Source organism: Vibrio sp. VP6 (assembly GCF_028823755.1).
Classification (GTDB): domain Bacteria; phylum Pseudomonadota; class Gammaproteobacteria; order Enterobacterales; family Vibrionaceae; genus Vibrio; species Vibrio parahaemolyticus.
In genome coordinates, this window is sequence record NZ_JAPEID010000022.1 from 1 (window position 1) to 22,275 (window position 22,275).

22 protein-coding genes are annotated in these 22,275 nt (G+C 44.8%); 15 read left to right on the forward strand and 7 right to left on the reverse strand.

From position 1 onward, the window contains the following. The 7 genes from OU793_RS14595 to OU793_RS14625 form a co-directional block, all read left to right on the forward strand. The coding region (locus OU793_RS14595; RefSeq protein ID WP_274647788.1) for an electron transporter RnfC at nt 1-183 on the forward strand (183 nt) is incomplete at its 5' end. Next, nucleotides 183-1,229 (forward strand): electron transport complex subunit RsxD, encoded by a 1,047-nt coding sequence (gene rsxD, locus OU793_RS14600; RefSeq protein WP_005480820.1) that lies wholly within the window; start codon nt 183-185, stop codon nt 1,227-1,229. The genes OU793_RS14595 and rsxD, both read left to right, overlap by 1 nt. 7 nt (nt 1,230-1,236) lie before the next feature. After that, on the forward strand, nt 1,237-1,872 hold the full coding sequence (gene rsxG / locus OU793_RS14605; RefSeq protein ID WP_140103896.1) for an electron transport complex subunit RsxG: 636 nt from the start codon (nt 1,237-1,239) through the stop codon (nt 1,870-1,872). Continuing rightward, entirely contained in the window at nt 1,869-2,561 is a 693-nt protein-coding gene (locus tag OU793_RS14610; RefSeq protein WP_005480817.1) for an electron transport complex subunit E, read from the forward strand. Before rsxG ends, OU793_RS14610 begins: the two co-directional genes overlap by 4 nt. A gap of 79 nt (nt 2,562-2,640) precedes the next feature. Beyond that, nucleotides 2,641-3,282 carry an endonuclease III gene (nth, locus tag OU793_RS14615; protein ID WP_140103897.1) on the forward strand — a complete coding sequence of 214 codons (642 nt, stop codon included), beginning with the start codon at nt 2,641-2,643 and terminating at the stop codon, nt 3,280-3,282. Nucleotides 3,283-3,314: 32 nt separating this feature from the next. Next, nucleotides 3,315-3,731 carry a lactoylglutathione lyase gene (gene gloA, locus OU793_RS14620; protein ID WP_042765735.1) on the forward strand — a complete coding sequence of 139 codons (417 nt, stop codon included), beginning with the start codon at nt 3,315-3,317 and terminating at the stop codon, nt 3,729-3,731. 143 nt (nt 3,732-3,874) lie between these two features. Then, on the forward strand, nt 3,875-4,309 hold the full coding sequence (locus OU793_RS14625; protein WP_005490627.1) for a DUF2753 domain-containing protein: 435 nt from the start codon (nt 3,875-3,877) through the stop codon (nt 4,307-4,309). Between the two features lie 209 nt (nt 4,310-4,518). Here OU793_RS14625 and OU793_RS14630 read toward each other — a convergent pair whose 3' ends face one another. Further along, entirely contained in the window at nt 4,519-5,400 is an 882-nt protein-coding gene (locus tag OU793_RS14630) for an OmpA family protein (RefSeq protein ID WP_005494483.1), read from the reverse strand. A gap of 348 nt (nt 5,401-5,748) precedes the next feature. Here OU793_RS14630 and rnt point away from each other — a divergent pair, with 348 nt between their 5' ends. Both rnt and OU793_RS14640 read left to right on the forward strand, forming a co-directional pair. Then, on the forward strand, nt 5,749-6,393 hold the full coding sequence (rnt, locus tag OU793_RS14635; protein ID WP_005490636.1) for a ribonuclease T: 645 nt from the start codon (nt 5,749-5,751) through the stop codon (nt 6,391-6,393). 28 nt (nt 6,394-6,421) lie between these two features. Further along, nucleotides 6,422-7,747: a Na+/H+ antiporter family protein gene (locus OU793_RS14640; RefSeq protein ID WP_005490613.1), complete on the forward strand. Its 1,326-nt coding sequence runs from the start codon at nt 6,422-6,424 to the stop codon at nt 7,745-7,747. Between the two features lie 94 nt (nt 7,748-7,841). Here the strand turns inward: OU793_RS14640 and OU793_RS14645 are convergent, their stop codons facing one another. Together OU793_RS14645 and OU793_RS14650 are read right to left on the reverse strand one after the other, a co-directional pair. Further along, complete coding sequence (locus tag OU793_RS14645; protein WP_005494474.1) at nt 7,842-8,471, reverse strand: DsbA family protein; 630 nt, start codon at nt 8,469-8,471, stop codon at nt 7,842-7,844. A gap of 75 nt (nt 8,472-8,546) precedes the next feature. Beyond that, the gene (locus tag OU793_RS14650; protein WP_005494473.1) at nt 8,547-8,882 is read right to left on the reverse strand and encodes a Grx4 family monothiol glutaredoxin; all 336 of its coding nucleotides are present in this window, start codon (nt 8,880-8,882) and stop codon (nt 8,547-8,549) included. 317 nt (nt 8,883-9,199) lie between these two features. Here OU793_RS14650 and sodB point away from each other — a divergent pair, with 317 nt between their 5' ends. From sodB to OU793_RS14665, 3 genes are all read left to right on the forward strand, one after another. Next, nucleotides 9,200-9,784, forward strand: coding sequence for a superoxide dismutase [Fe] (gene sodB / locus OU793_RS14655; protein WP_005485383.1), 585 nt, complete (start codon nt 9,200-9,202; stop codon nt 9,782-9,784). Between the two features lie 154 nt (nt 9,785-9,938). Beyond that, nucleotides 9,939-10,442 (forward strand): VC2046/SO_2500 family protein, encoded by a 504-nt coding sequence (locus OU793_RS14660; RefSeq protein WP_005494471.1) that lies wholly within the window; start codon nt 9,939-9,941, stop codon nt 10,440-10,442. A 134-nt stretch (nt 10,443-10,576) separates the two neighbouring features. Beyond that, on the forward strand, nt 10,577-11,320 hold the full coding sequence (locus tag OU793_RS14665) for an SDR family oxidoreductase (RefSeq protein ID WP_005494469.1): 744 nt from the start codon (nt 10,577-10,579) through the stop codon (nt 11,318-11,320). A gap of 149 nt (nt 11,321-11,469) precedes the next feature. Here the strand turns inward: OU793_RS14665 and adhE are convergent, their stop codons facing one another. Further along, nucleotides 11,470-14,172 carry a bifunctional acetaldehyde-CoA/alcohol dehydrogenase gene (adhE, locus tag OU793_RS14670; RefSeq protein ID WP_023585254.1) on the reverse strand — a complete coding sequence of 901 codons (2,703 nt, stop codon included), beginning with the start codon at nt 14,170-14,172 and terminating at the stop codon, nt 11,470-11,472. An 803-nt stretch (nt 14,173-14,975) separates the two neighbouring features. On the opposite strand from adhE, the gene OU793_RS14675 reads away from it, so the two are divergent. Together OU793_RS14675 and OU793_RS14680 are read left to right on the forward strand one after the other, a co-directional pair. Then, the gene (locus tag OU793_RS14675; protein WP_005461786.1) at nt 14,976-15,614 is read left to right on the forward strand and encodes a YchE family NAAT transporter; all 639 of its coding nucleotides are present in this window, start codon (nt 14,976-14,978) and stop codon (nt 15,612-15,614) included. Between the two features lie 35 nt (nt 15,615-15,649). Next, complete coding sequence (locus OU793_RS14680) at nt 15,650-16,507, forward strand: ion transporter (protein ID WP_005461750.1); 858 nt, start codon at nt 15,650-15,652, stop codon at nt 16,505-16,507. 59 nt (nt 16,508-16,566) lie between these two features. Here the strand turns inward: OU793_RS14680 and asd are convergent, their stop codons facing one another. After that, the gene (gene asd, locus OU793_RS14685; RefSeq protein WP_005479551.1) at nt 16,567-17,682 is read right to left on the reverse strand and encodes an aspartate-semialdehyde dehydrogenase; all 1,116 of its coding nucleotides are present in this window, start codon (nt 17,680-17,682) and stop codon (nt 16,567-16,569) included. A 434-nt stretch (nt 17,683-18,116) separates the two neighbouring features. Between asd and nhaC the strand changes: the two genes are divergently transcribed. Then, complete coding sequence (gene nhaC / locus OU793_RS14690) at nt 18,117-19,550, forward strand: Na+/H+ antiporter NhaC (protein WP_005494466.1); 1,434 nt, start codon at nt 18,117-18,119, stop codon at nt 19,548-19,550. Between the two features lie 87 nt (nt 19,551-19,637). Here the strand turns inward: nhaC and OU793_RS14695 are convergent, their stop codons facing one another. Together OU793_RS14695 and OU793_RS14700 are read right to left on the reverse strand one after the other, a co-directional pair. Then, the gene (locus tag OU793_RS14695) at nt 19,638-20,801 is read right to left on the reverse strand and encodes a hypothetical protein (protein ID WP_005494465.1); all 1,164 of its coding nucleotides are present in this window, start codon (nt 20,799-20,801) and stop codon (nt 19,638-19,640) included. Between the two features lie 108 nt (nt 20,802-20,909). Next, entirely contained in the window at nt 20,910-22,199 is a 1,290-nt protein-coding gene (locus OU793_RS14700) for an Hpt domain-containing protein (RefSeq protein WP_140104016.1), read from the reverse strand. Nucleotides 22,200-22,275: the final 76 nt, after the last annotated feature.

Consider the following 22,275-nt stretch of genomic DNA (forward strand, 5'->3'; position numbering starts at 1 on the left):
ATTGCTCGTGCAAAAGCGCGTAAAGCGCAACAAGAGACTGAATCTCAACCTGTTGCAGAAACAGCTTCTCAAGAGCTTGGCGAAGATCCGAAGAAAGCCGCGGTCGCTGCTGCGATTACTCGTGCAAAAGCGCGAAAAGCTCAACAAGACGCGAATAAAAATAATACCGAGGAGAACGAGTAATGTCGTTTTTTATTGCCAGTTCACCGCATGCGCATAGTCGTCGCAGCACGCCTGACTTAATGAAATGGGTAGCCTTATGTGCTATCCCTGGCTTGGCAGCGCAAACGTACTACTTTGGTTGGGGCACATTAATCCAGCTGATTTTTGCTATCGCCGTTGCAGTATCACTTGAAGCACTCGTGATGATCTGTCGTAAACGCTCGCCAATGAGAGCGTTACGAGACAACAGTGCAATTGTCACCGCATGGCTGCTCGCCGTTGCCATTCCACCTTGGTCTCCGTGGTGGATCATAGTTATTGGTTTAATTTTTGCGATTGTGATTGCCAAACACCTTTATGGTGGCATTGGACAGAATCTCTTCAACCCAGCAATGGTCGCCTACGTTGTACTTTTGATTTCCTTCCCGGTTCAAATGACCAGTTGGAGTGCACCAACACTGTTGATTCCAGACCATGTAAATTTCGCAGATACCCTCTCTTTGATTTTCACTGGTTTTGATTATGACGGTCTTTCATTGCAGCAAGTTCGCGCTGGTGTTGATGGTGTAACAATGGCAACTCCACTGGATGCCTTTAAAACAGGTATTCACACGGGAGCAACCCCTAGTGAAGTGCTTTCACAGCCGATCTTTGGTGGCTTGGCTGGTATCGGCTGGCAGTGGGTGAACATAGCCTATCTGATTGGCGGCTTAGTGATGATCAAAAAACGCATCATTCAGTGGTACATTCCAGCAGGCTTCCTCGCGAGTTTGACTCTGTTTAGCCTTATTTTCAGCGTTATCACGCCGGGAGAGACGGCTTCGCCAATCTTCCATCTGCTGTCAGGCGCAACCATGCTAGGTGCGTTCTTTATTGCGACAGATCCAGTATCGGCATCTACCACAGTAAAAGGCCGCCTTATTTTTGGTGCGCTAATCGGTGCTCTTGTCTTTATTATTCGTAGTTGGGGCGGCTTCCCTGATGGCGTCGCCTTTGCGGTTCTTTTAGCCAACATGTGCGTTCCGCTTATCGACTACTACACCAAACCTAGAACTTACGGCCACTGAGGTAAACATGTTAACCGCAATTAGAAAAAATGGTCTGACACTGGCGATCTTTGCTTGCGCCACAACAGGTTTGGTCGCGTTGACTCAGTACTTAACCGAAGATCAAATCAAGCTTCAGGAACAAAAGCAGCTACTTTCAGTGCTTAACCAAGTAATTCCTGAAACGATGCACGACAACGCATTAACTCAATCATGCACGTTGGTGACGTCTCCAGAGCTTGGCACGATGCACGCGATGCCTACCTACATTGCCACCAAAAATGGTGAGCCAACAGCCATCGCCATTGAGTCGATTGCACCAGAAGGCTATAACGGTGAAATCAAAGTCATCACAGGTATCGATAATCAAGGTAAGATTTTAGGTACGCGCGTACTTAGCCATCAAGAAACTCCGGGACTAGGCGATAAAATAGATCTTCGCGTTACCAGTTGGATTCTTGGTTTCACGGGTAAGCAAGTCACCGAAGATAATTGGAATTCTTGGAAAGTTCGTAAAGATGGTGGAGACTTTGATCAGTTTACTGGCGCTACCATTACGCCTCGAGCTGTCGTCAAAGCAGTCAGAAACACCGTAAACTACGTAAATCAATCTCGTGATGAGATTCTCAGCCAGCCACTAAACTGCGCAGGAGACAATCAATGAGCGAAAACAAACAATTGATGAAGAACGGCATGTGGAGCAACAACCCAGCATTGGTTCAGCTGCTCGGTTTATGTCCTCTACTCGCCGTTTCATCGACGATCACCAATGCGCTGGGGCTTGGTATTGCCACATTACTGGTACTAGTGGGGTCTAACGTAACGGTTTCACTGATCCGTAACTATGTTCCTAAAGAGATCCGAATTCCGGTTTTCGTTATGATCATTGCGTCACTCGTAACCTGCGTCCAGCTACTAATGAATGCTTACGCTTACGGATTGTACCTATCACTGGGTATCTTTATCCCGTTGATCGTAACCAACTGTATCATCATCGGTCGCGCCGAAGCTTACGCTTCAAAAAATGATGTGCTTCCTGCCGCATTGGACGGCTTATGGATGGGACTGGGCATGACCAGTGTGCTAGTTGTGTTGGGCTCAATGCGCGAGCTTATCGGCAACGGCACATTGTTTGACGGCGCAGACTTGCTATTGGGTGACTGGGCTGCAGCGCTGCGCATTCAAGTATTCCAATTTGATAGCAGCTTCTTATTAGCACTATTACCACCAGGTGCTTTCATCGGTGTAGGACTTTTGATTGCGTTGAAAAATGTTATCGACAGCTCAATTCAGGCTCGTCAGCCGAAAGAAGAAAAACCGGCCATTGAGCGTGCTCGCGTAACTAACGCATAATATAAGAATTCTAAAATCAAGGCTCTACCACTCGTAGGGCCTTTTTCATAAACCGCAAAGACGGGTTTGGAAGTCAGCAATGAACAAAGAAAAAAGAATAGAAATTCTTGAACGATTAAGAGAAAACAACCCCAATCCTGAAACGGAACTGAACTGGAGCTCTCCATTTGAGTTACTCATCGCTGTGCTACTTTCAGCGCAAGCGACCGATGTCAGTGTCAACAAAGCCACTGATAAACTCTTCCCCGTTGCGAATACGCCACAAAGTATTCTCGATTTGGGTGTCGATGGTTTGAAGGAATACATCAAAACCATTGGCCTGTTTAACTCAAAAGCAGAAAACACCATCAAAGCCTGTAAGATCTTATTAGAAAAGCATAATGGCGAAGTACCAGAAGATCGCGCCGCTCTTGAAGCTCTTCCAGGAGTCGGACGTAAGACCGCCAATGTCGTGCTCAACACCGCATTTGGTTGGCCAACCATTGCCGTCGATACGCACATTTATCGCGTTTCGAATCGTACTAAGTTTGCGATGGGAAAAACGGTAGATGATGTCGAACAAAAGCTATTAAAAGTGGTACCAAAAGAGTTCAAACTCGATGTACACCACTGGTTAATTCTTCATGGTCGCTACACTTGTTTAGCGAGAAAGCCTCGCTGTGGAAGCTGCATTATTGAAGATTTGTGCGAATATAAAGAGAAAGTATACCCAGATAGTTAACGCTATCTGAAAACAGAAGCTAGGAGCTAAAAATGTCAAACGGTCGAATTCTACACACTATGCTTCGCGTAGGTGATCTAGACAAATCAATCAAATTTTATACTGAAGTCATGGGCATGCAGTTGCTTCGTACCAACGAAAACAAAGAGTACGAATACACACTTGCCTTTGTTGGTTACGGTGATGAATCCCAAGGTGCCGTGATTGAACTGACTTACAACTGGGGTAAGACAGAATATGACCTGGGCACAGCATTTGGTCATATTGCAATTGGCGTAGACGACATTTACGCAACATGTGATGCAATCAAAGTTGCAGGCGGTAACGTTACTCGCGAAGCGGGCCCAGTGAAAGGTGGTACAACACACATCGCCTTTGTAAAAGATCCTGATGGTTACATGATTGAGCTTATCCAGAACAAACAAGCTTCTGCGGGTCTAGAAGGCTAGTTCATCTGATTCACTTGCATTGCAAGTCGAACCTCAATTACAGGCAGGTCTGCGATCTGCCTGTCCTTTTGTAAACAAACCACTTTACTTGATAATGATTATCGTTTAGATTCATCCCAAATTCGATACGTGGGACAACGATAATGATCAGTGAATGGGAAAAACACACACTCCTAGCCGATACTGCCCTGCAACTAGATGATCCTGTACGCAGCATTCTTCACTATCAACAAGCTTTAAGCTTAAGTGAAGACATTAGTGAATGCGTGGAAATTGAAGCAGACGAACGACTTTTGATTTCTGTAATCTCTTGTCACAACCTCGCGCAATTTTGGCGCTGGGCTGGTGATACCGAATACGAACTCAAATATCTTCAGCTGGCATCTGAAAAAGTGCTCACACTTATTCCCCAATGCCCAAACCAGAATTGCGCGAGCTTTATTGACTCCATCGGCTGTTGCACAAAAGCACTTATCGACTTTATGAAGCGTCATCCAAACCCAGCAATTGCGAAACAAGTAGAAAAGATCGATACCGCAACCAATTGCGAAGTGATCGCTAAGTTTCGTTTAAATTAATGAGCAAAGGTCGAAAATAAGCTGACCTCATCACTTGGAAATAACTCACGAAAGTTATTCAACAGTAAGTAGATACTCACTAACATATACAACGTAAGACTTGAGCGTTTTCGATGCTCTTACTTAATTTACAAGCTAACAACGTCAATATACAAAAACGCCGGAGATTATTTCTCCGGCGTTTTTTATGTAAGCATGCTTACTACGGCCTAAACTTGAGTTCGACCTAAAGAGATGACTACACGACGGTTCTTGTCTTTACCAATCGGCGTGCCATTATCAGCAATAGGTCGGCGCTTGCCATAACCTTGCACTTGAATACGATCCTCTGGCAAACCCAGTGATTCAAAGTAAGTGCGTAGAGACTCTGCTCGTCGCTCCGATAGGCTCTGGCTTTCGCTCTTACCATCGGTTGAATCAGTGTATGTCGCCACCAGCACGAGGTCGATATCTTGATTGTGACGCACATAATCAGCAATCTGAGCAAGACGCTTTTTAGACGCTTTCGTCAGTTGGTCGCCCTGACGTTCGTAATGCAAAATCGTAAACGCAATATCTTCGAAACTGTACTTCAACAAATTGGCGATACAGTCACTAAACGCATTGTACTTACTTTGGAATAATACGGATGACAACGCGACTTCAATTCGTTGATCGCGACTTTGCCAATCTTGATAGCTGAATGTTGGGTAACGGCCTTTCTCTAATTCAGATAAAATACCCCAAGCAGTTTGCCCACCGACATACCCATCAAACTGTTTGAAAAACTTCAGATTCGTGATGCGGTCGGCATGCTCACCCGGTCGCCAAGGTGGTGGCATTGAGATCAAGCTGACATTGCGTGTTTCACCCATAGGGCGACGCATCTTAAGTTCAAAATCCAAATTGATTTTTTTACTCGCACGCGACGAAAACACCGCATCACCAAAGCTTGGAATTGGATGCACAAGCTGACATTCCAAAGGGGTATTTACCACCATTTCCCATTGTGATTGCTGCGGAGTAGCGACATAACGCTTGCCCATCACCGCGTAACTGTTTGCGCTAAGCAGTGAAAGCATGACACCACTGGTTATCAGCCATTTATTCATCTAGTACAATCTCTCAAACGGCAGTCTTTTGCCGTTAATTGGAATCATTAAAACTACAACGATTGTCATGCAAAAATCCCGCCAATGCTCTAACTTTCTTGGTGAGAGTATCAAAATGAACGATTCCAGCTCTGATTTCTCCCACAAATGCCGCTAAATCGTATCTATTTCCGAGTTAAATATGCACCTGCGTGATACAAAAATCGGTACTTGTGCTCTTTATCTCAAGCGCCGCGCGAGCTTATTGATTAGATGGAAAATAGAATTCCGTTTTTCTCCGAAATTGCGGTTTTTCTCATCGATATAATCTGCAATAATGCAGCCTTCGTCACACAAAAATAAGCCAACATGACAATAGAAAATGAAGCCCTAACCCTGAAAAAGCGTTTTCGTGGTTATTTCCCAGTGGTTGTTGACGTTGAGACCGCTGGTTTCAATGCTCAAACCGATGCACTTTTAGAAATCTGCGCCGTCACCCTTCGTATGGATGAAGAAGGCGTTCTGCATCCAGCCTCCACTATTCATTTTCATATTGAACCTTTTGAAGGCGCGAATTTAGAGAAAGAAGCGCTTGAGTTTAATGGTATTCGTGACCCTTTCAGCCCATTACGCGGTGCAGTTTCTGAACAAGAAGCATTAAAAGAAATTTATAAGCTGATTCGTAAAGAACAAAAAGCATCTGATTGCTCACGTGCAATAATGGTTGCACATAACGCCGCTTTCGACTTAAGTTTTGTTAATGCAGCGAACGAGCGCTGCAAGTTAAAAAGAGTCCCTTTTCATCCCTTTGCTACTTTTGACACCGCCACATTAAGCGGCCTTGCTTATGGTCAAACTGTTCTCGCTAAAGCATGCAAAACGGCAGGGATGGAATTCGACAATCGTGAAGCGCACTCTGCCCTTTACGATACACAAAAAACTGCAGAGTTATTCTGTGGCATCGTGAACAAATGGAAGGCCCTCGGCGGTTGGCCGCTTGTTAACGAAGAATAATAAGTAAACACAACATATTGGGAATAGTATGAATCCTGTCGTTATCTCAGTTTGCGTCATGCTCGTGTTAGCATTGATGCGTGTAAACGTGGTGGTCGCCCTCACGTTTAGTGCCATTGTTGGTGGCCTTGTTGCGGGAATGAGCTTAGGCGATACCGTAGCGGCCTTCGAAAGTGGCTTAGGTGGCGGTGCAACGATTGCACTTAGCTACGCTATGCTTGGCACATTCGCCGTTGCCATTTCTAAATCTGGTATCACTGACCTGCTCGCAAAAAGCGTGATTAAACGCCTAAACGGCAAAGAAAGTGCGGCATCGACTACTGGCCTTAAATACGCTGTATTAGTGGCGTTAGTGCTCGTAACCATGTCTTCTCAGAACGTAATTCCTGTTCATATCGCCTTTATTCCAATTTTGATTCCACCTCTTTTGGGCGTATTTGCGAAGCTTAAACTGGATCGTCGCTTAATTGCGTGTGTGCTGACTTTTGGTCTGATTACACCTTACATGGTGCTTCCTGTTGGTTTTGGCGGGATCTTCTTAAACAACATCTTGCTAAAAAACCTGCATGACAACGGTTTAGAGAACGTTGTCGCAAGCCAAGTACCAACCGCAATGTTGCTTCCTGGCGCGGGTATGATTTTTGGTTTGCTACTGGCCATTTTTGTTAGCTACCGAAAACCTCGCGAGTACAAAGAAACAGAGCTGACGGTGGTTCACGAAACCGACCACAGCATTAACAAACAGCACATCCTAGTGGCTGCACTTGGTATTATTGCCGCGCTTGGTGTTCAGCTTTACACCGGCTCAATGATCATCGGTGCTCTCGCTGGCTTTATGGTGTTCACGTTTGGTGGCGTTATCGCATGGAAAGAAACCCACGACGTATTCACCAAAGGCGTTCACATGATGGCGATGATCGGCTTTATTATGATCGCAGCCGCGGGTTTTGCAGCGGTAATGAAACAAACCGGTGGCGTAGAAACCCTAGTTCAGTCACTGTCTACAAGCATTGGTGACAACAAACCGCTTGCAGCGCTACTTATGCTGGTTGTTGGTCTGTTGGTAACCATGGGTATTGGTTCTTCATTCTCGACGATTCCAATTCTTGCAACCATCTACGTTCCGCTTTCTTTGGCGTTTGGTTTCTCACCAATGGCAACGATCGCATTAGTAGGTACAGCTGCAGCGCTAGGTGATGCAGGTTCTCCTGCATCCGACTCAACATTGGGCCCAACTTCTGGCCTAAATGCTGACGGCCAGCACGAACACATTTGGGAAACGGTTGTTCCAACCTTCATCCACTACAATATCCCACTGATCATCTTCGGTTGGATCGCTGCAATGGTGCTTTAGTATCAAGTTTTCTAACAGAAAAGACTGATACCTTTGCTAACAAAAAAACCGCTCGATATGAGCGGTTTTTTTAATTCAATCGAAAACGAAGCCACTATTGCGCTGGCATGTTTTCGATAATGCGTTCACGAATCAACTTAAGCGTTGGCTCGGTCGATAGGTAATCCACCTCAATTGGGAAATACGCATCGTTGATTTGCAGCACCAAACTAGGGTAAGAGTTAACACCCAAACTTTTCGCTAAACTCAGTTGGTCTTGGAATACACCTTCCAATAACGTGCCATCCATATCATTTTTAAACTGCTGCACATTCAAGCCAATCTCTTTCGCTAATTGAAGATGCGTTGCTTCTTCATGAGGCGGCATTGCACGTAGATAATAGGCGTGCTGAATCGCTTCGAGCATTTGCTCATACGAATCTTGAAATCCCGCGGCGATAACAGCGCGGCATGATTGATACGTACTTCTCACTGGTGTGCACAGTTTCCAGAAATCGTAATTAAACTTGGTGCCTAGCTGAGTTTCGATTTGCTTCCAAATCCCCTCAAGCTTTTGTTGCATTTCTGGCGGCATTGGCAAATTAGTATCTGGTGCAAGCCCACCCACCACATACTCAAACTGAATCACACCTGGCAGTTGTTGTTTTAGTTTTTCGATGGTTGGTTTGTATCCCCAGCACCAACTGCACATAGGGTCATGTACGTAGTAAAGCTTTATGTTCATTCCACTAACCTAAAAAAGAAAAAGGAGCCAATGCGGCTCCCTCGTATTCTATCGCCAAATGTAAGTATTTACGAATTACTCAGCTTGACCTTCAGCGCGTGCTGCAGCTTCTTTGATTAGAGGCTGAAGTTCACCCTTCTGGAACATTTCCAGAATGATGTCACAACCACCAATTAGCTCACCTTCAACCCATAGTTGTGGGAACGTTGGCCATTGTGCGTATTTTGGTAGCTCAGCGCGGATGTCTGGGTTTTGTAGAATGTCTACGTAAGCGAACTTCTCGCCACATGCCATTAGCGCTTGTGATGCTTGAGAAGAGAAACCACAGCTTGGCAGTTTCGGTGAGCCTTTCATGTACAGCAGGATTGAGTTTTCAGAGATCTGCTGTTTGATTTTGTCGATAGTTTCCATCGCTTCCTCATTCATGGATGTGAACTTGTTTCTTTGCCACATTCTACTCAATAACGACAGAATAAAAACCATATAATTGATGCGGTTTATACTGAGATGATTTAAAAGCAAAAAGTTTGACCGCTTACTACCACTTCGTTGGTAAGTGGAGGAGCATGAACAACACTTAGCATCTCAAAATATTTTCATATCGGGGTTTTAATAAAGTAAAAACTTGCTAAAATACCTAGCAAGTCAGCCGTAAAGGCTACATAGCTATAAAAAAACACTGGAAGCAATCGAAAGGTTAACCTTTCATATCAATGGAGAATCGAGTAATGGCATTTGAACTACCAGCTCTTCCTTACGCGAAAGACGCACTAGAACCACACATCTCAGCAGAGACTCTAGACTACCACCACGGTAAGCACCACAACACTTACGTTGTTAAGCTTAACGGTCTTATCCCTGGTACTGAGTTCGAAGGCAAAACTCTAGAAGAGATCATCAAGACTTCTACTGGTGGCGTATTCAACAACGCAGCGCAAATCTGGAACCACACGTTCTACTGGCACTGTCTTGCTCCAAACGCGGGCGGCGAACCAACTGGCGCAGTTGCAGACGCAATCAACGCAGCATTCGGTTCTTTCGAAGAATTCAAAGCGAAGTTCACTGACGCAGCAATCAACAACTTCGGTTCTTCATGGACTTGGCTAGTTAAGAAAGCTGACGGTTCTCTAGAAATCGTTAACACTTCTAACGCAGCAACGCCACTAACAGAAGAAGGTACTACTCCACTTCTAACTGTTGACCTATGGGAACACGCGTACTACATCGATTACCGCAACGTACGTCCTGATTACATGAACGGCTTCTGGGCTCTTGTAAACTGGGACTTCGTAGCTGAGAACTTAGCGAAGTAATTGACTTCCCCCTAGTTCAATTTAGTCTTATTTTAAAAGCTCGCTGAATCAGCGAGCTTTTTCTTTTCTCGCTTAAAAATACCCATTTAATCTCTTCTTTTTCCTAAAGTTCTTCTTTGATGCGCCGTTATAAAAGCATCTCAAGAGGAACATCATGCAAATTCATACGTTAGACAAAGCAGCAATTATCAACGAAATTCAGTTCGGCAACGGTATCAACCATGCTGTTCACGAAGGTCGTCGTGCCGATTTTTCGCTGATTTTGTCTATGTTCTCAAACGATGTTCGAGATGTCGTACCGGTTGAAGAAATTAAAGAAACGGCCACAAGCGACGAGATTCTTCGTCAACAGTTTGGGCTCTCTCAGCCACAAGCTTTGCGCTCCGATAGCAGCAGCTACGAACTCGCCGCATTACAAGCGAAACAATTCCATAATGCGGGTCTGCCATCTGCAAAGTTAAGCCACTACCTAAAACCAGACGCCCTAACCTACTTGCCAGAAGATACGTTCGATCTTCCTGAAGACGTTTATCATAATTTGTCAGGCCATGAGCGCCGCACTTTAGGTGAGCGCAACAAGAGCCTTATCCCTGATGCGGGCCTCTACAATCAGCTAGTGACGGCTCAACGTCAGTATCAGATCCAAGCTCAAGCATAGAGATCAGCTTTTCATCCAACAGCTTGCAGTATCAACACGTCAGAAATGTGACGCCTTACAAATTACCGCACAATAGTCCTTACTCGAAAGCGTTAGTTTGAGGCCTTTCACACTGAGCTCAACGATTTTCAACCATGCTGATAGCACAAACCACTGGTGTATTGTTTTTCACACATGGATACAGTGAAGGTGTTATGGATATTAAAGAGTCAATCATTCTCGTCACATCTGCGGGTTCGGTCATCGGAAGAACGTGCTCCAGCCATTTCGCTCACCTCGGAGCGACGTTGATCCTGTGTGACCAAAATTCAAGCGCCCTAAAGGCGAGTTATGATCAGATCCGCGCATTTACCGACAAAGTCTATGCAATGAATGTGTGTAGTGATAACCCCACATCCATAAATCTATTGTTTGATCAGATCGAATCGCAGCTAAGAGCAACGCCAGATGTTATCGTTAATTGCTGGACGAGCTCACCGATGCCAAGCCTAATGGCGCCAGAACCAATGAGTATCTATATCGACCACCTATCTTCCGCGGCACGTTTTCTCTATACCTACGGGCAAGTCGGCGCGGAACGATTTAGAGCGCGCAATAAAAAAGGCGTGATCGTGAATGTCATTTCGCACGATAACCACGAAGATCTGACTGGTGTTGAAAGCATGGCGGCTTTGGTGTCTGGCTTTACGCACAGCTGGGCAAAAGAGCTCACCCCTTTCAATATCCGCGTCGGCGGCGTCATTCCCTCTGTCAGTCATACACGAGAGGATCTTGACGAAAGGCACTGGGCAGAGATCCAAGACGAACTGGTCCGTAACACAGCGTACATCGTCGCGAATGAATACTTCAGTGGCCGAGTAGTTGCGACCGAAGTGTAAACATACACCATTACTCTGTGTTTCCCGGCTCCGATGTAAGCAACCTCCGATACCTAAACAAAAAAAGCCCCAGTCATTTGACTGGGGCTTTAACCTTTTCCCGATTAAGGTTTCGTGCTAGCGAAAACCTTACTCAAAGCGACTCTTAATTACGCGTCAGCTTTTTCTTTTTTAGCTTTAGGAGCAGATTTCGCTGCTTCTTGGTCTGCTTTCTTCTTGATTACTGTAGTACCTTCAAAAGTTTCACCTTCAACGAAAGCTTTACCGTAGTAAGAAGCTAGTAGAACGTCTTTTAGCTCGCTAATTAGAGGGTAGCGTGGGTTCGCACCAGTACATTGGTCATCGAACGCTTCAACCGCTAGCTCGTCTAGTTTCGCTACGAAGTCAGCTTCAGCAACACCTGCCGCTTGGATAGACATTGGGATGTCTAGGTTAACTTTTAGTTCATCCAACCATGCTAGTAGACGTTCAATCTTCTGAGCAGTGCGGTCACCAGCTTGGCTTAGGCCTAGGTGGTCTGCAACTTCAGCGTAACGACGACGTGCTTGTGGACGGTCGTATTGAGAGAACGCAGTTTGTTTAGTTGGGTTGTCGTTCGCGTTGTAACGTACCACGTTAGAGATTAGTAGTGCGTTAGCTAGGCCGTGTGGCAAGTGGAACTCTGCACCTAGTTTGTGCGCCATTGAGTGACAAACACCTAGGAATGCGTTCGCAAATGCTACACCAGCGATAGTTGCTGCGTTGTGAACTTTCTCACGAGCGATTGGGTCATTTGCACCATTCGCGTAGCTTGATGGTAGGTATTCTTTTAGCATCTTAAGTGCTTGAAGAGCCTGACCGTCAGAGTATTCGTTCGCAAGAACAGATACGTAAGCTTCTAGAGCGTGAGTTACTGCATCGTAACCACCGAATGCTGTTAGAGACTTAGGCATGTTCATTACTAGGTTCGCATCAACGATAGCCATGTTTGGCGTGATTTCGTAGTCAGCTAGTGGGTACTTAGCACCAGTCTTGTCGTCAGTAACAACTGCGAATGGAGTAACTTCTGAACCAGTACCTGAAGTAGTAGTGATACATACAAGCTCAGCTTTTTGACCCATTTTAGGGAACTTGTAGATACGTTTACGGATGTCCATAAAGCGCATTGCTAGTTCTTCGAAGTGAGTTTCTGGGTGCTCGTACATTACCCACATGATTTTCGCTGCATCCATTGGTGAACCACCGCCTAGCGCTAGGATAACGTCAGGTTGGTAGCTAGCCATTTGAGCCGCGCCTTTTTCTACTACAGATAGTGTTGGGTCAGCTTCAACATCGAAGAATGTTTGAACTTCCATGCCTTGAGCTTTCAGTAGGCTTACTACGTCATCTGCGTAACCGTTGTTGAATAGGAAACGGTCAGTTACTAGGAATGCGCGTTTCTTGCCTTCTAGGTCGCCAAGTGCGATTGGAAGGCTGCCACGACGGAAGTAGATTGACTTAGGTAGTTTATGCCACAACATGTTTTCAGCTCGCTTCGCTACAGTTTTCTTGTTGATTAGGTGCTTAGGACCTACGTTCTCAGAGATAGAGTTACCACCCCATGAACCACAACCTAGAGTTAGAGAAGGTGCAACGTTGAAGTTGTACAAGTCACCGATACCACCGTGTGTAGTCGGGATGTTGATTAGGATACGAGCAGTCTTCATCTTGTCACCGAAGTAACGGATGCGGTCTGCATTCACGTCTTGGTTAGTGTATAGACCAGATGTGTGACCGATACCGCCGATCTCTACCATTGTTACTGCTTGAGCGACTGCATCTTCGAAGTTGTCAGCACGGAACATACCTAGAGTTGGAGACAGTTTCTCGTGAGCAAATGCGTCATCGTAAGATACTTTGCCTAGGCCTTCACCGATAAGCACTTTAGTATCTGCAGGAACTTTAACACCCGCCATTTCAGCGATAGCTGTAGCTGGTTGACCAACGATTTTCGCGTTTAGCGCGCCGTCGATTAGAAGCACTTTACGTACTTTGTCAGCATCTGTTTTAGATAGAACGTGAGCTTTATGAGAAGCAAAGCGCTCTTTTACTTCGTCGTAAACTTCGTCAACTACGATTACAGCCTGCTCAGAAGCACATACTACGCCGTTATCGAAAGTTTTAGACATTAGTACAGAAGCAACTGCACGTTTGATGTCTGCTGTTTCATCGATAACTACAGGAACGTTACCTGCACCTACACCGATTGCTGGCTTACCAGAAGAGTAAGCTGCTTTAACCATGCCTGGACCACCAGTCGCAAGGATAAGCGCGATGTCATCGTGTTTCATTAGAGCGTTTGATAGCTCAACTGAAGGTTGGTCGATCCAACCGATGATGTCTTTTGGTGCACCTGCTGCTACTGCTGCATCTAGAACAAGTTTAGCTGCATCGTTAGTAGAGTTTTTCGCACGTGGGTGTGGTGAGAAGATGATACCGTTACGAGTCTTCAGAGAGATTAGAGATTTGAAGATCGCTGTAGATGTAGGGTTAGTTGTTGGTACGATACCGCAGATGATACCAACAGGTTCAGCGATAGTCATAGTACCTAGGTTGTCATCCTCTTCTAGGATGCCACACGTTTGTTCGTCTTTGTATTTGTTGTAGATAAACTCAGAAGCGAAGTGGTTCTTGATTACTTTATCTTCAACAATACCCATACCAGATTCTTCTACCGCTTGTTGCGCTAGAGGGATACGAGCTTGGTTAGCTGCAAGAGACGCTGCACGGAAGATTTTGTCTACTTGCTCTTGAGAGTAAGTAGCGAACTCTTCTTGCGCTTTCTTAACGCGAGCAATCATTGCATCTAGTTCAGCCATATTAGTTACAGGCATAGGGATTCTCCTAAAATTAACAAATATTAAAAACTTTTTATTAAGGCAATTGTCTTTCGTTTTTACTGTTTATCAGTCACTTAGAGAACAAACGTCTTAGTAAATTGCTTTCAGGACTGAGTATAATATTTCAGAGTGTGAAAAAAATTGACTTGGATCAGTTCTCACACTCGAAATACCACCAAAGTAGTGGTTAACCACAACAATTCAATGTAACCATTTGATAAACAAATAAATTAAACCAACTTATTTATTGCATAAAAAACAAGCAAACAGACAAAAAAATAAAAGAAACAACAACAACCTGTAAAAAAGTTTCATTTTTAGCCAACAAAATTACATGTAGGCCTAATTTTTTGTGCTACTGAGAGTATATCGAATCAAATACATCTCTCTACAAACCACCTTTGTTTTTATCAAAAATGTGCGAATGTTAACGTTTGTGTAAAACAGCACAATTTCACAGCAACACCCTATGTAACATTTCACTCTCAGATTAGATACATTTTATTAAAAAATTAGTTTTTCTCACAAATAGTGGGGTCAATACGTTAGTTTTTTTCATTTCTTCCTAATGCACTTTTGCCTTACATTTAGCGCCGAAAACCAATCTGGAATCTGGTAAGTAGATGTTCCAATAATTGCGCAGAAATTCGATAAGAACAAAGGTGCGTATCGCAGTTATCCATCCCTTTCTAACTGTAGTCACCTCCCACGAATTTACTTAGCAACAAAACCCGATAGATTGGTGTAAATTTACCCTTTCCGTTTTTCACTAATGTGAACATTTACGAGTACGCAATATGCAGACTTTAGAGCTAGCCATTTTCCTGCAGTTTTTCTTGGGGTTGGTTGCCGCCGTTAACCCTGTAGGCATCATGCCTGTTTTCGTGTCTTTAAGCGGACATATGACACCAGAAGAAAAGATCAAAACCGCGACAACAGCCAATGTGGCAGTGGCCGTCATTCTGATCATTTCCCTGCTTGCAGGTCAGTTACTGTTGGATATGTTCAGTATTTCACTGGATTCATTCCGAGTGGCAGGTGGCTTGCTGCTGTTAAGCATCGCCTTTTCGATGATGAGCGGTAAGCTCGGTGAGGATAAGCAGAACAAACAAGAAAAATCTGAATACGTTAGCCGCGAACAGATCGGCGTTGTACCACTAGCGATGCCACTAATGGCTGGTCCTGGTGCAATCAGCTCAACAATCGTTTATGGCGCGCGTTACCCAAGTATGTTCGATACCGTGGGCATCGTTATCACGATTGGTCTGTTTTGCCTTTGTTCTTGGTTGCTATTTCGTTCGGCACCTTTGATCGTTCGTTTCTTGGGTCAAACAGGCATCAACGTGATCACACGTATCATGGGTTTGATTCTTGGTGCGCTAGGCATCGAGTTTATTGCAAACGGCTTACGTAACTTGTTCCCTGGATTAGCCTGATTTTATTAATGACGTTATGATAGAGCGATTCAACAATGGATCGCTTTGTCATGACGACTCACTCTCTAAAAAATACACTTTACGTCACTATATTTGGCACCCACACCAAAGCCGGCCGTGCTTTTGATATCGCGCTTATTATTGCCATCATCAGCTCGTTAGCCGTTCTCGTTCTAGATTCCATTCCCTCGGTACGTGCCGAGTGGGCAAAAGAACTGAAGTACCTTGAATACACCTTCACCGGCCTGTTTACCATTGAGTACTTGCTACGTCTGTATTGCTCGCCAAAACCGGTGGCGTACGCAAAAAGTTTCTACGGTATTGTCGACCTGTTGGCGATTATCCCAACTTACTTAGTATTGTTCTTCCCATCCGCCTCTTTCATGGGCGTGATCAGAGCACTACGTGTGATGCGTATTTTTCGTATCTTGAAGTTGGTGAGGTACCTGCAAGAGTCCAACATTTTGTTGCGCTCATTACTAATGGCTCGCAGAAAGATCTTCATCTTCTTCACAACCGTCGCCATTTTGGTCACGATTTTCGGTTCATTGATTTTTATTGTTGAAGGGCCAGAAAACGGGTTTACCAGTATTCCGAAAAGCATTTATTGGGCTATTGTGACCATAACCACCGTGGGATATGGAGATTTGGTTCCGCAAACTAACTTAGGTAAAGCGCTGGCATCTATAACCATGCTCTTGGGTTACTCGATTCTCGCGGTTCCGACAGGGATATTTACAGCTGAGCTACATCAAGAGATGCAATCCCACAAAGTACTGGTGAAGTGCCCTAATTGCTCTCAAGCTGGACATGACTCGGACGCTATCTACTGTAAACATTGTGGAAGCGAGTTGGCCGACCCGGACAAACGAGTGGTTCGAGGTGAAGGTTAAAATAGAAGGTAAAAAAAGAGCTCCTACTAATAGGAGCTCTTTTTACGAAGTTTTGTCGATTACGCTTTTTCAGAAAGGATAATACGAAGCGTACGACGCAGCGGCTCGGCTGCACCCCAAAGTAATTGGTCACCAACAGTGAACGCGTTTAGGAAATCATCACCCATTGCCATCTTGCGCAGACGACCAACAGGAACTGACATAGTGCCGGTGACCTTCGCTGGCGTTAGCTCTTGAGCCGTGATGTCACGATCGTTTGGAATCACCTTCACCCAGTCATTGTGAGTTGCAATGATTTCTTCGATTTCATCCATCGGCACATTTTGCTTAAGCTTAATAGTCAATGCTTGAGAGTGACAACGCATCGCACCGATACGCACACATGTACCATCGATAGGAACTGGAGCGCCTTGAGAACCAAGGATCTTGTTTGCTTCAACACCCGCTTTCCACTCTTCTTTGCTCTGACCATTATCGCGCTTCACATCGATCCACGGGATCAACGAGCCAGCTAGTGGTACGCCGAACTTGTCTGTAGGGAATGACGCGCTGCGCATTGTGTCTGCAACTTTCTTGTCAATATCAAGAATTGAGCTTGCTGGGTTTGCCAGTTCTGAACTTACTGCATCGTTGATAACGCCCATTTGAGAGATCAACTCACGCATGTTTTGCGCGCCAGCGCCAGAAGCCGCTTGGTAAGTCATCGCACTGGTCCATTCCACCAACCCTTTTTCAAACAGGCCACCAAGACCCATCAGCATCAGGCTAACGGTACAGTTACCACCTACAAAGGTGTTCGTGCCGCCATGAATGCCATGTTGAATTTGTTTTAGGTTCACAGGGTCTAGCGTGATGATCGAATCTTCCGCCATACGCAGTGTTGAAGCTGCATCAATCCAGTAACCTTTCCAGCCTGCTTGACGAAGTGCTGGGTACACTTTTTCAGTGTAGCTGCCACCTTGACACGTAATGATCGCATCAAGCTGTTTTAAACTTTCGATATCAAAGGCATCTTGAAGCATACCTGCATCTTTTCCTAGATTAGGCGCAGGGATACCTACTTGAGAAGTGCTGTAGAAAACTGGTTCAATCAAGTCAAAGTCTTTTTCTTCGACCATACGCTGCATTAGAACCGAACCGACCATGCCGCGCCAACCAACTAAACCTACTCTCATCGCATAACTCTCCATGTAATAAATTAAACCTACCCCATAGTTCATTTTTCGCAGAAAAATCTCAAGCCCTAATTTGTAAATGAGGTCAATTTTTACCCTTTTACCGAGAAAATTCACGTTAGCCGTAATTTCGAACTATTTGTGCTGCCTTTACTCCTCGATTAACAAGTAGGGAAATCCCCTACTCCGAGCGTATTGGTCTTACCACTCAGTGAGAAAACAACAACTGAAGCACAATAAATTCACATCACACAACATTTAAATACATAGATTTTAAAATTAATTGGCAGTTAATTTTACAAGCAAACGTTTTAGCCGACGAACATCAAGATAAAACACCAAATATTCGAAATATAATTTTTGTTAATGTATGTTATGCGCCATTACAACAAGGAGCGTCTTCCTCTATTGCTCCAAGATTGACAGAGGCACATATGAAGCAAGTTACAACACGCCTTCCTAGCTTGATACAGGTATTTATCTCGCTAGGTTTATTTCTACTTCTGGCATTTTCCTTTACTGCCAAGCTAGACCTGCCAATTCAGCTCGCGCTGTACATCGGCTGGTTTATCATCATGCTATTGGGTCTTAAACTTGGTCATCAGTACAAAGACTTAGAAAAAGCCGCGCTTAACGGTATTTCTAATGGTCTGGGTGCAGTATTGATTCTCCTTGCCGTTGGTGCACTTGTCGGCACTTGGATTTCAGGCGGAATCGTACCAACCATCATCTACTACGGTCTTAAAGCCATCCACCCTTCTATCTTTTTGCTAGCAACAATGATCATCTGTTCATTGACTGCGTTGGCAACCGGCACATCTTGGGGTGCAGCAGGTACCGCAGGTATCGCAATGATGGGGATTGGCCAAGGTCTTGGCGTTCCTGCCCCAATTACAGCGGGTGCAGTACTTTCAGGTTGTTACTTCGGTGACAAGATGTCGCCTCTATCAGATTCAGTGATTCTTGCTTCATCAATGTCTAACGTTGAAGTGATGGAGCACATCAAAGGCATGCTGCCTATCGCGCTGATCAGCTACGTGATCACTGGCATTATGTTTACTGCTTTTGGTTTCCACTACGCAGGTCAAGTAGACATGAGCCAAGTGGACTCGGTGATTAAAGCGATGGAACAGCAGTTCTACATCACGCCTTACTCATTTGTTCCTGTGATCATCGTATTGTCACTTCTAGCAATGCGTATGCCTTCATTCCCAGTGATCAGTTTTGGTTCTCTGCTAGGTATTATTTGGGCAGTAATGATTCAAGATGTGGACTTCCTGACTGCGTTCAACACTGCTTGGGCTCCGTTTGCAATCTCATCTGGCGTAGATTTCATCGACTCGATTCTTAACCGTGGCGGCATGTCTTCAATGCTTGGTTCGGTAGCGGTTATCGTGTTCGGCCTTGGTTTTGGTGGCCTGCTAGACAAAGTGGGCGTGCTTGAAACTATCGCGAAACTGTTTGAAAAACGCGTTCAAAGTGCAGGTTCACTGGCAACAAGCACAATTGGTACAGCCTTTATGGGTAACGTGTTTGGTTCGGCGATGTACGTTTCACTTATCCTGACACCAAAAATCTGTGCGAAGAATTACGACCGTCTAGGCTACAAACGTAAGAACTTATCTCGTAACGCAGAATTTGGTGGCACGCTAACATCAGGTATGGTTCCTTGGAGTGACAACGGTATCTACATGGCAAGTATTTTGGGTGTTGCTACGCTGTCTTACGCCCCATTCATGTGGCTAAGCTTTGTATGTATTATTGTGACTATCTTCACGTCTTACATGGGTTGGTTTGTTGATAAATGCGAACCAACAGCAGAAGCAGTTGAACAAGCTGAAGGCGAATTAAAGCAGCAAACGGCTTAACTTCGCAGAGTTAGGAAGAACCTCCCTTCCGAATGAAAGACAAAGAAAAGAGCGCATTCGCGCTCTTTTTTGTATCTAAACTACACGTTAGCTTTGTTTTACTTTTGTTTTCACCGCCGCTCGCTTGCCAAGCACATAACCTAAACCAAGCGGAGCGAAGAATATCGCAGCAATGAACAGAATAAAGTAGACAATTGTGCTCTTCACTAATTCTATCAACTTGGTCATGGCGAGATTCACAACCTCTTGAGACACTCTATCCATATCCTGAGCAAACTTCTCACGTTCATGAGTGATGATCAGAGCGATCTCTTGGCGCTCTCTTGCCACCATTTCTTCTAATGCTTGTCGCTCTTCACCTAACTGAGACAAACGCGCTTCGGTTTTTTGATCAATGTCGTCCACTAAAGGCTGCAGTTCAACCGCCATTTGTTCAGCCAAATAACGCATATACTCAGGGTTGTTATCGATGAAATCTCTCATTGAGTCAGCAGTCACTTGCAGACTGTTCAAAGCGGCATTAACCTTCTCAATACTTGCCGAACTGTTCAACGCTAATAACTGCGCCTTCCAAGTCATGATCTTTGGCGTTTGTTCAGAGACCAAACTCAATCTATCGGATACATCTCCCAATGCTTCCGGCATCGTACCCAACGTTGTTACCGCGTCTTCCTCACTGATTTGATTGGCTTCTAACCAAGCACGGTAAGCGGGCGTTCTAATCATGCTTAAATCAGCAAACGGATACTGTCTAACAAAGTCAGCAACAAAGAGCTTCGTTTTATCGTAAACCTCTTTTTTCAACAGTGATTGAGCGAGCTGGTCTACCTCATTGGCTAAGTGTGCCGAGACTTGTTTGGCTTCATCCGTAGCAAAAATGTCACGGCCAGCGCCCGTTGCATAAAACTGGTTCATTTGATGAGTGAACACCCACGTATCAATCAATGCAGCCATTGGTGATACTTGATATGCTGCTGCTTGCAAGCCTTCTTCTGCATTGATCTTCCACAGCAGGACGTAAGACTGGTTCACTTTATCATTGGGGTCATACTGCTCTTGAAGCACATCGGCGGCTTGCTCAACTTGAGCAAAAAATTGAAGTGCATATTCGCGCGTTAAAATGCGCATATTAAGCTCTTGCTTGGTGAGAGGAACGGTCTGGCTGTCAATTTTCACTTCTAACAGGGAACACCCTGAAAGAGTGGTAACCAACCACAAAACCATTAGTGACGATATTCGACGAATGGACATGAAGCTACCTTTATCAAATTGTATAGAACAGGAATTAAGCGGAACCCAAGTGTAGGTTCGAACGCGCCTTTAATACCTCAACCGCCAACATTTTAAGTCAGAGGAATATCAATCTGTTAGCACTTCTCGTATCTTTTCACTGTTGAGAACTTTCTCTGCGAAAAGTGTTGTTTGTTGTAATACATCCCTTAATTGACAGAGCTTATTATCCGGTACCTCTTTGCCCTGTTTTATCAATAATTCTATCTCACCTGAGATGTAATGCAGGGGCATTGCACCTAAACTTCCTGACACCCCTTTCAGGCTGTGCGCCGCGCGCTGTGCGTTGTCTATATCTTCGTTTAGAAGTTTATATAATTTAGAGCCATCTTCAGCATGATCTTGAATAAAGACCTCGAGCAACATTCGGACAGCGCCTTCATCGCCAGAAAGCGAATCCAGCATTCTGTTGATATCGATAAACGGTTCTTGCGGAGCCAGCAATTCTTGTCGCGAATCAGGGGTTAGCTCTTGCGTTTTATTCGCTTGAGCATCACTTGCCAACTCACGCGCTTTGTTCTCGTGTTCTAAAGAATTGGATGCGTTTTCAGTTTGAGAAACGGCAGGATCTGATGAACTTGAATTCGCCACCGCATTTTTAGAGAAGACAGCCCATGAGACCAACGCCAACAGACAACCGCTCACGACAATGAGCCAAAAGATGAAAGAAACCAGTTTTTGTTCGAGCGTAGCCTTCATCGACACCAACTGATTAGGAAAATCTGGCTTTAATAACTGATTCGCCAAATAACTACCCTGCGCATTCGCCGCAAGAACACTTGAGGTTTGTGCGAGTCGACGTTGAAATGCAGAACGCTCCCCTGTCGAAAGTGAATCCGATTCGATGAACAGTAAATCCAGTTCGCGATAGGTATCCGTATTGGTGTTGGAATCGCTAAAAATCGATTCAAGAACCAAGGCTCCCAAGCGGTAATACATGTTTTCAATTTGCTGCGAGTTGTTTTCCGCACCTCGGCTGGTGTGCAGTTGCTCCGCCAACGATACCAACTCGCCATCACTACCAATAAAAGCGCGTGCACTTTCCAAAAATCGGTCAGTTGAATAAAGCAATTGCGTGACGTCTGGCCCATTCGCATCAGAGACTTCACTTTCTAATTGAAGGCGAACCGCGTACACAAGCTGAAGTTTGAGTGAGACTTGATCGACATGCTTAACTCGATACGGCAACTCAAAATTAAAGAAGTTACGTACTTCCTCAACTTTGCTGCCGAGTTCATTCAATGTGGAAAGCGTTTGCATCGTCTGCTTTGCCTGAAACCAAAGAGTTGCAGAAAATACACACCACAAAATGAATAAGAACCAAATAATCCGCTTAATCCCTGCTCTTAATTGATGCAACGCTCAGTCCTCATATAATCCATTAATTACAAGCATATACCATGTTCTGAGCTCTGGCAGTGCTTGCTTCACATAA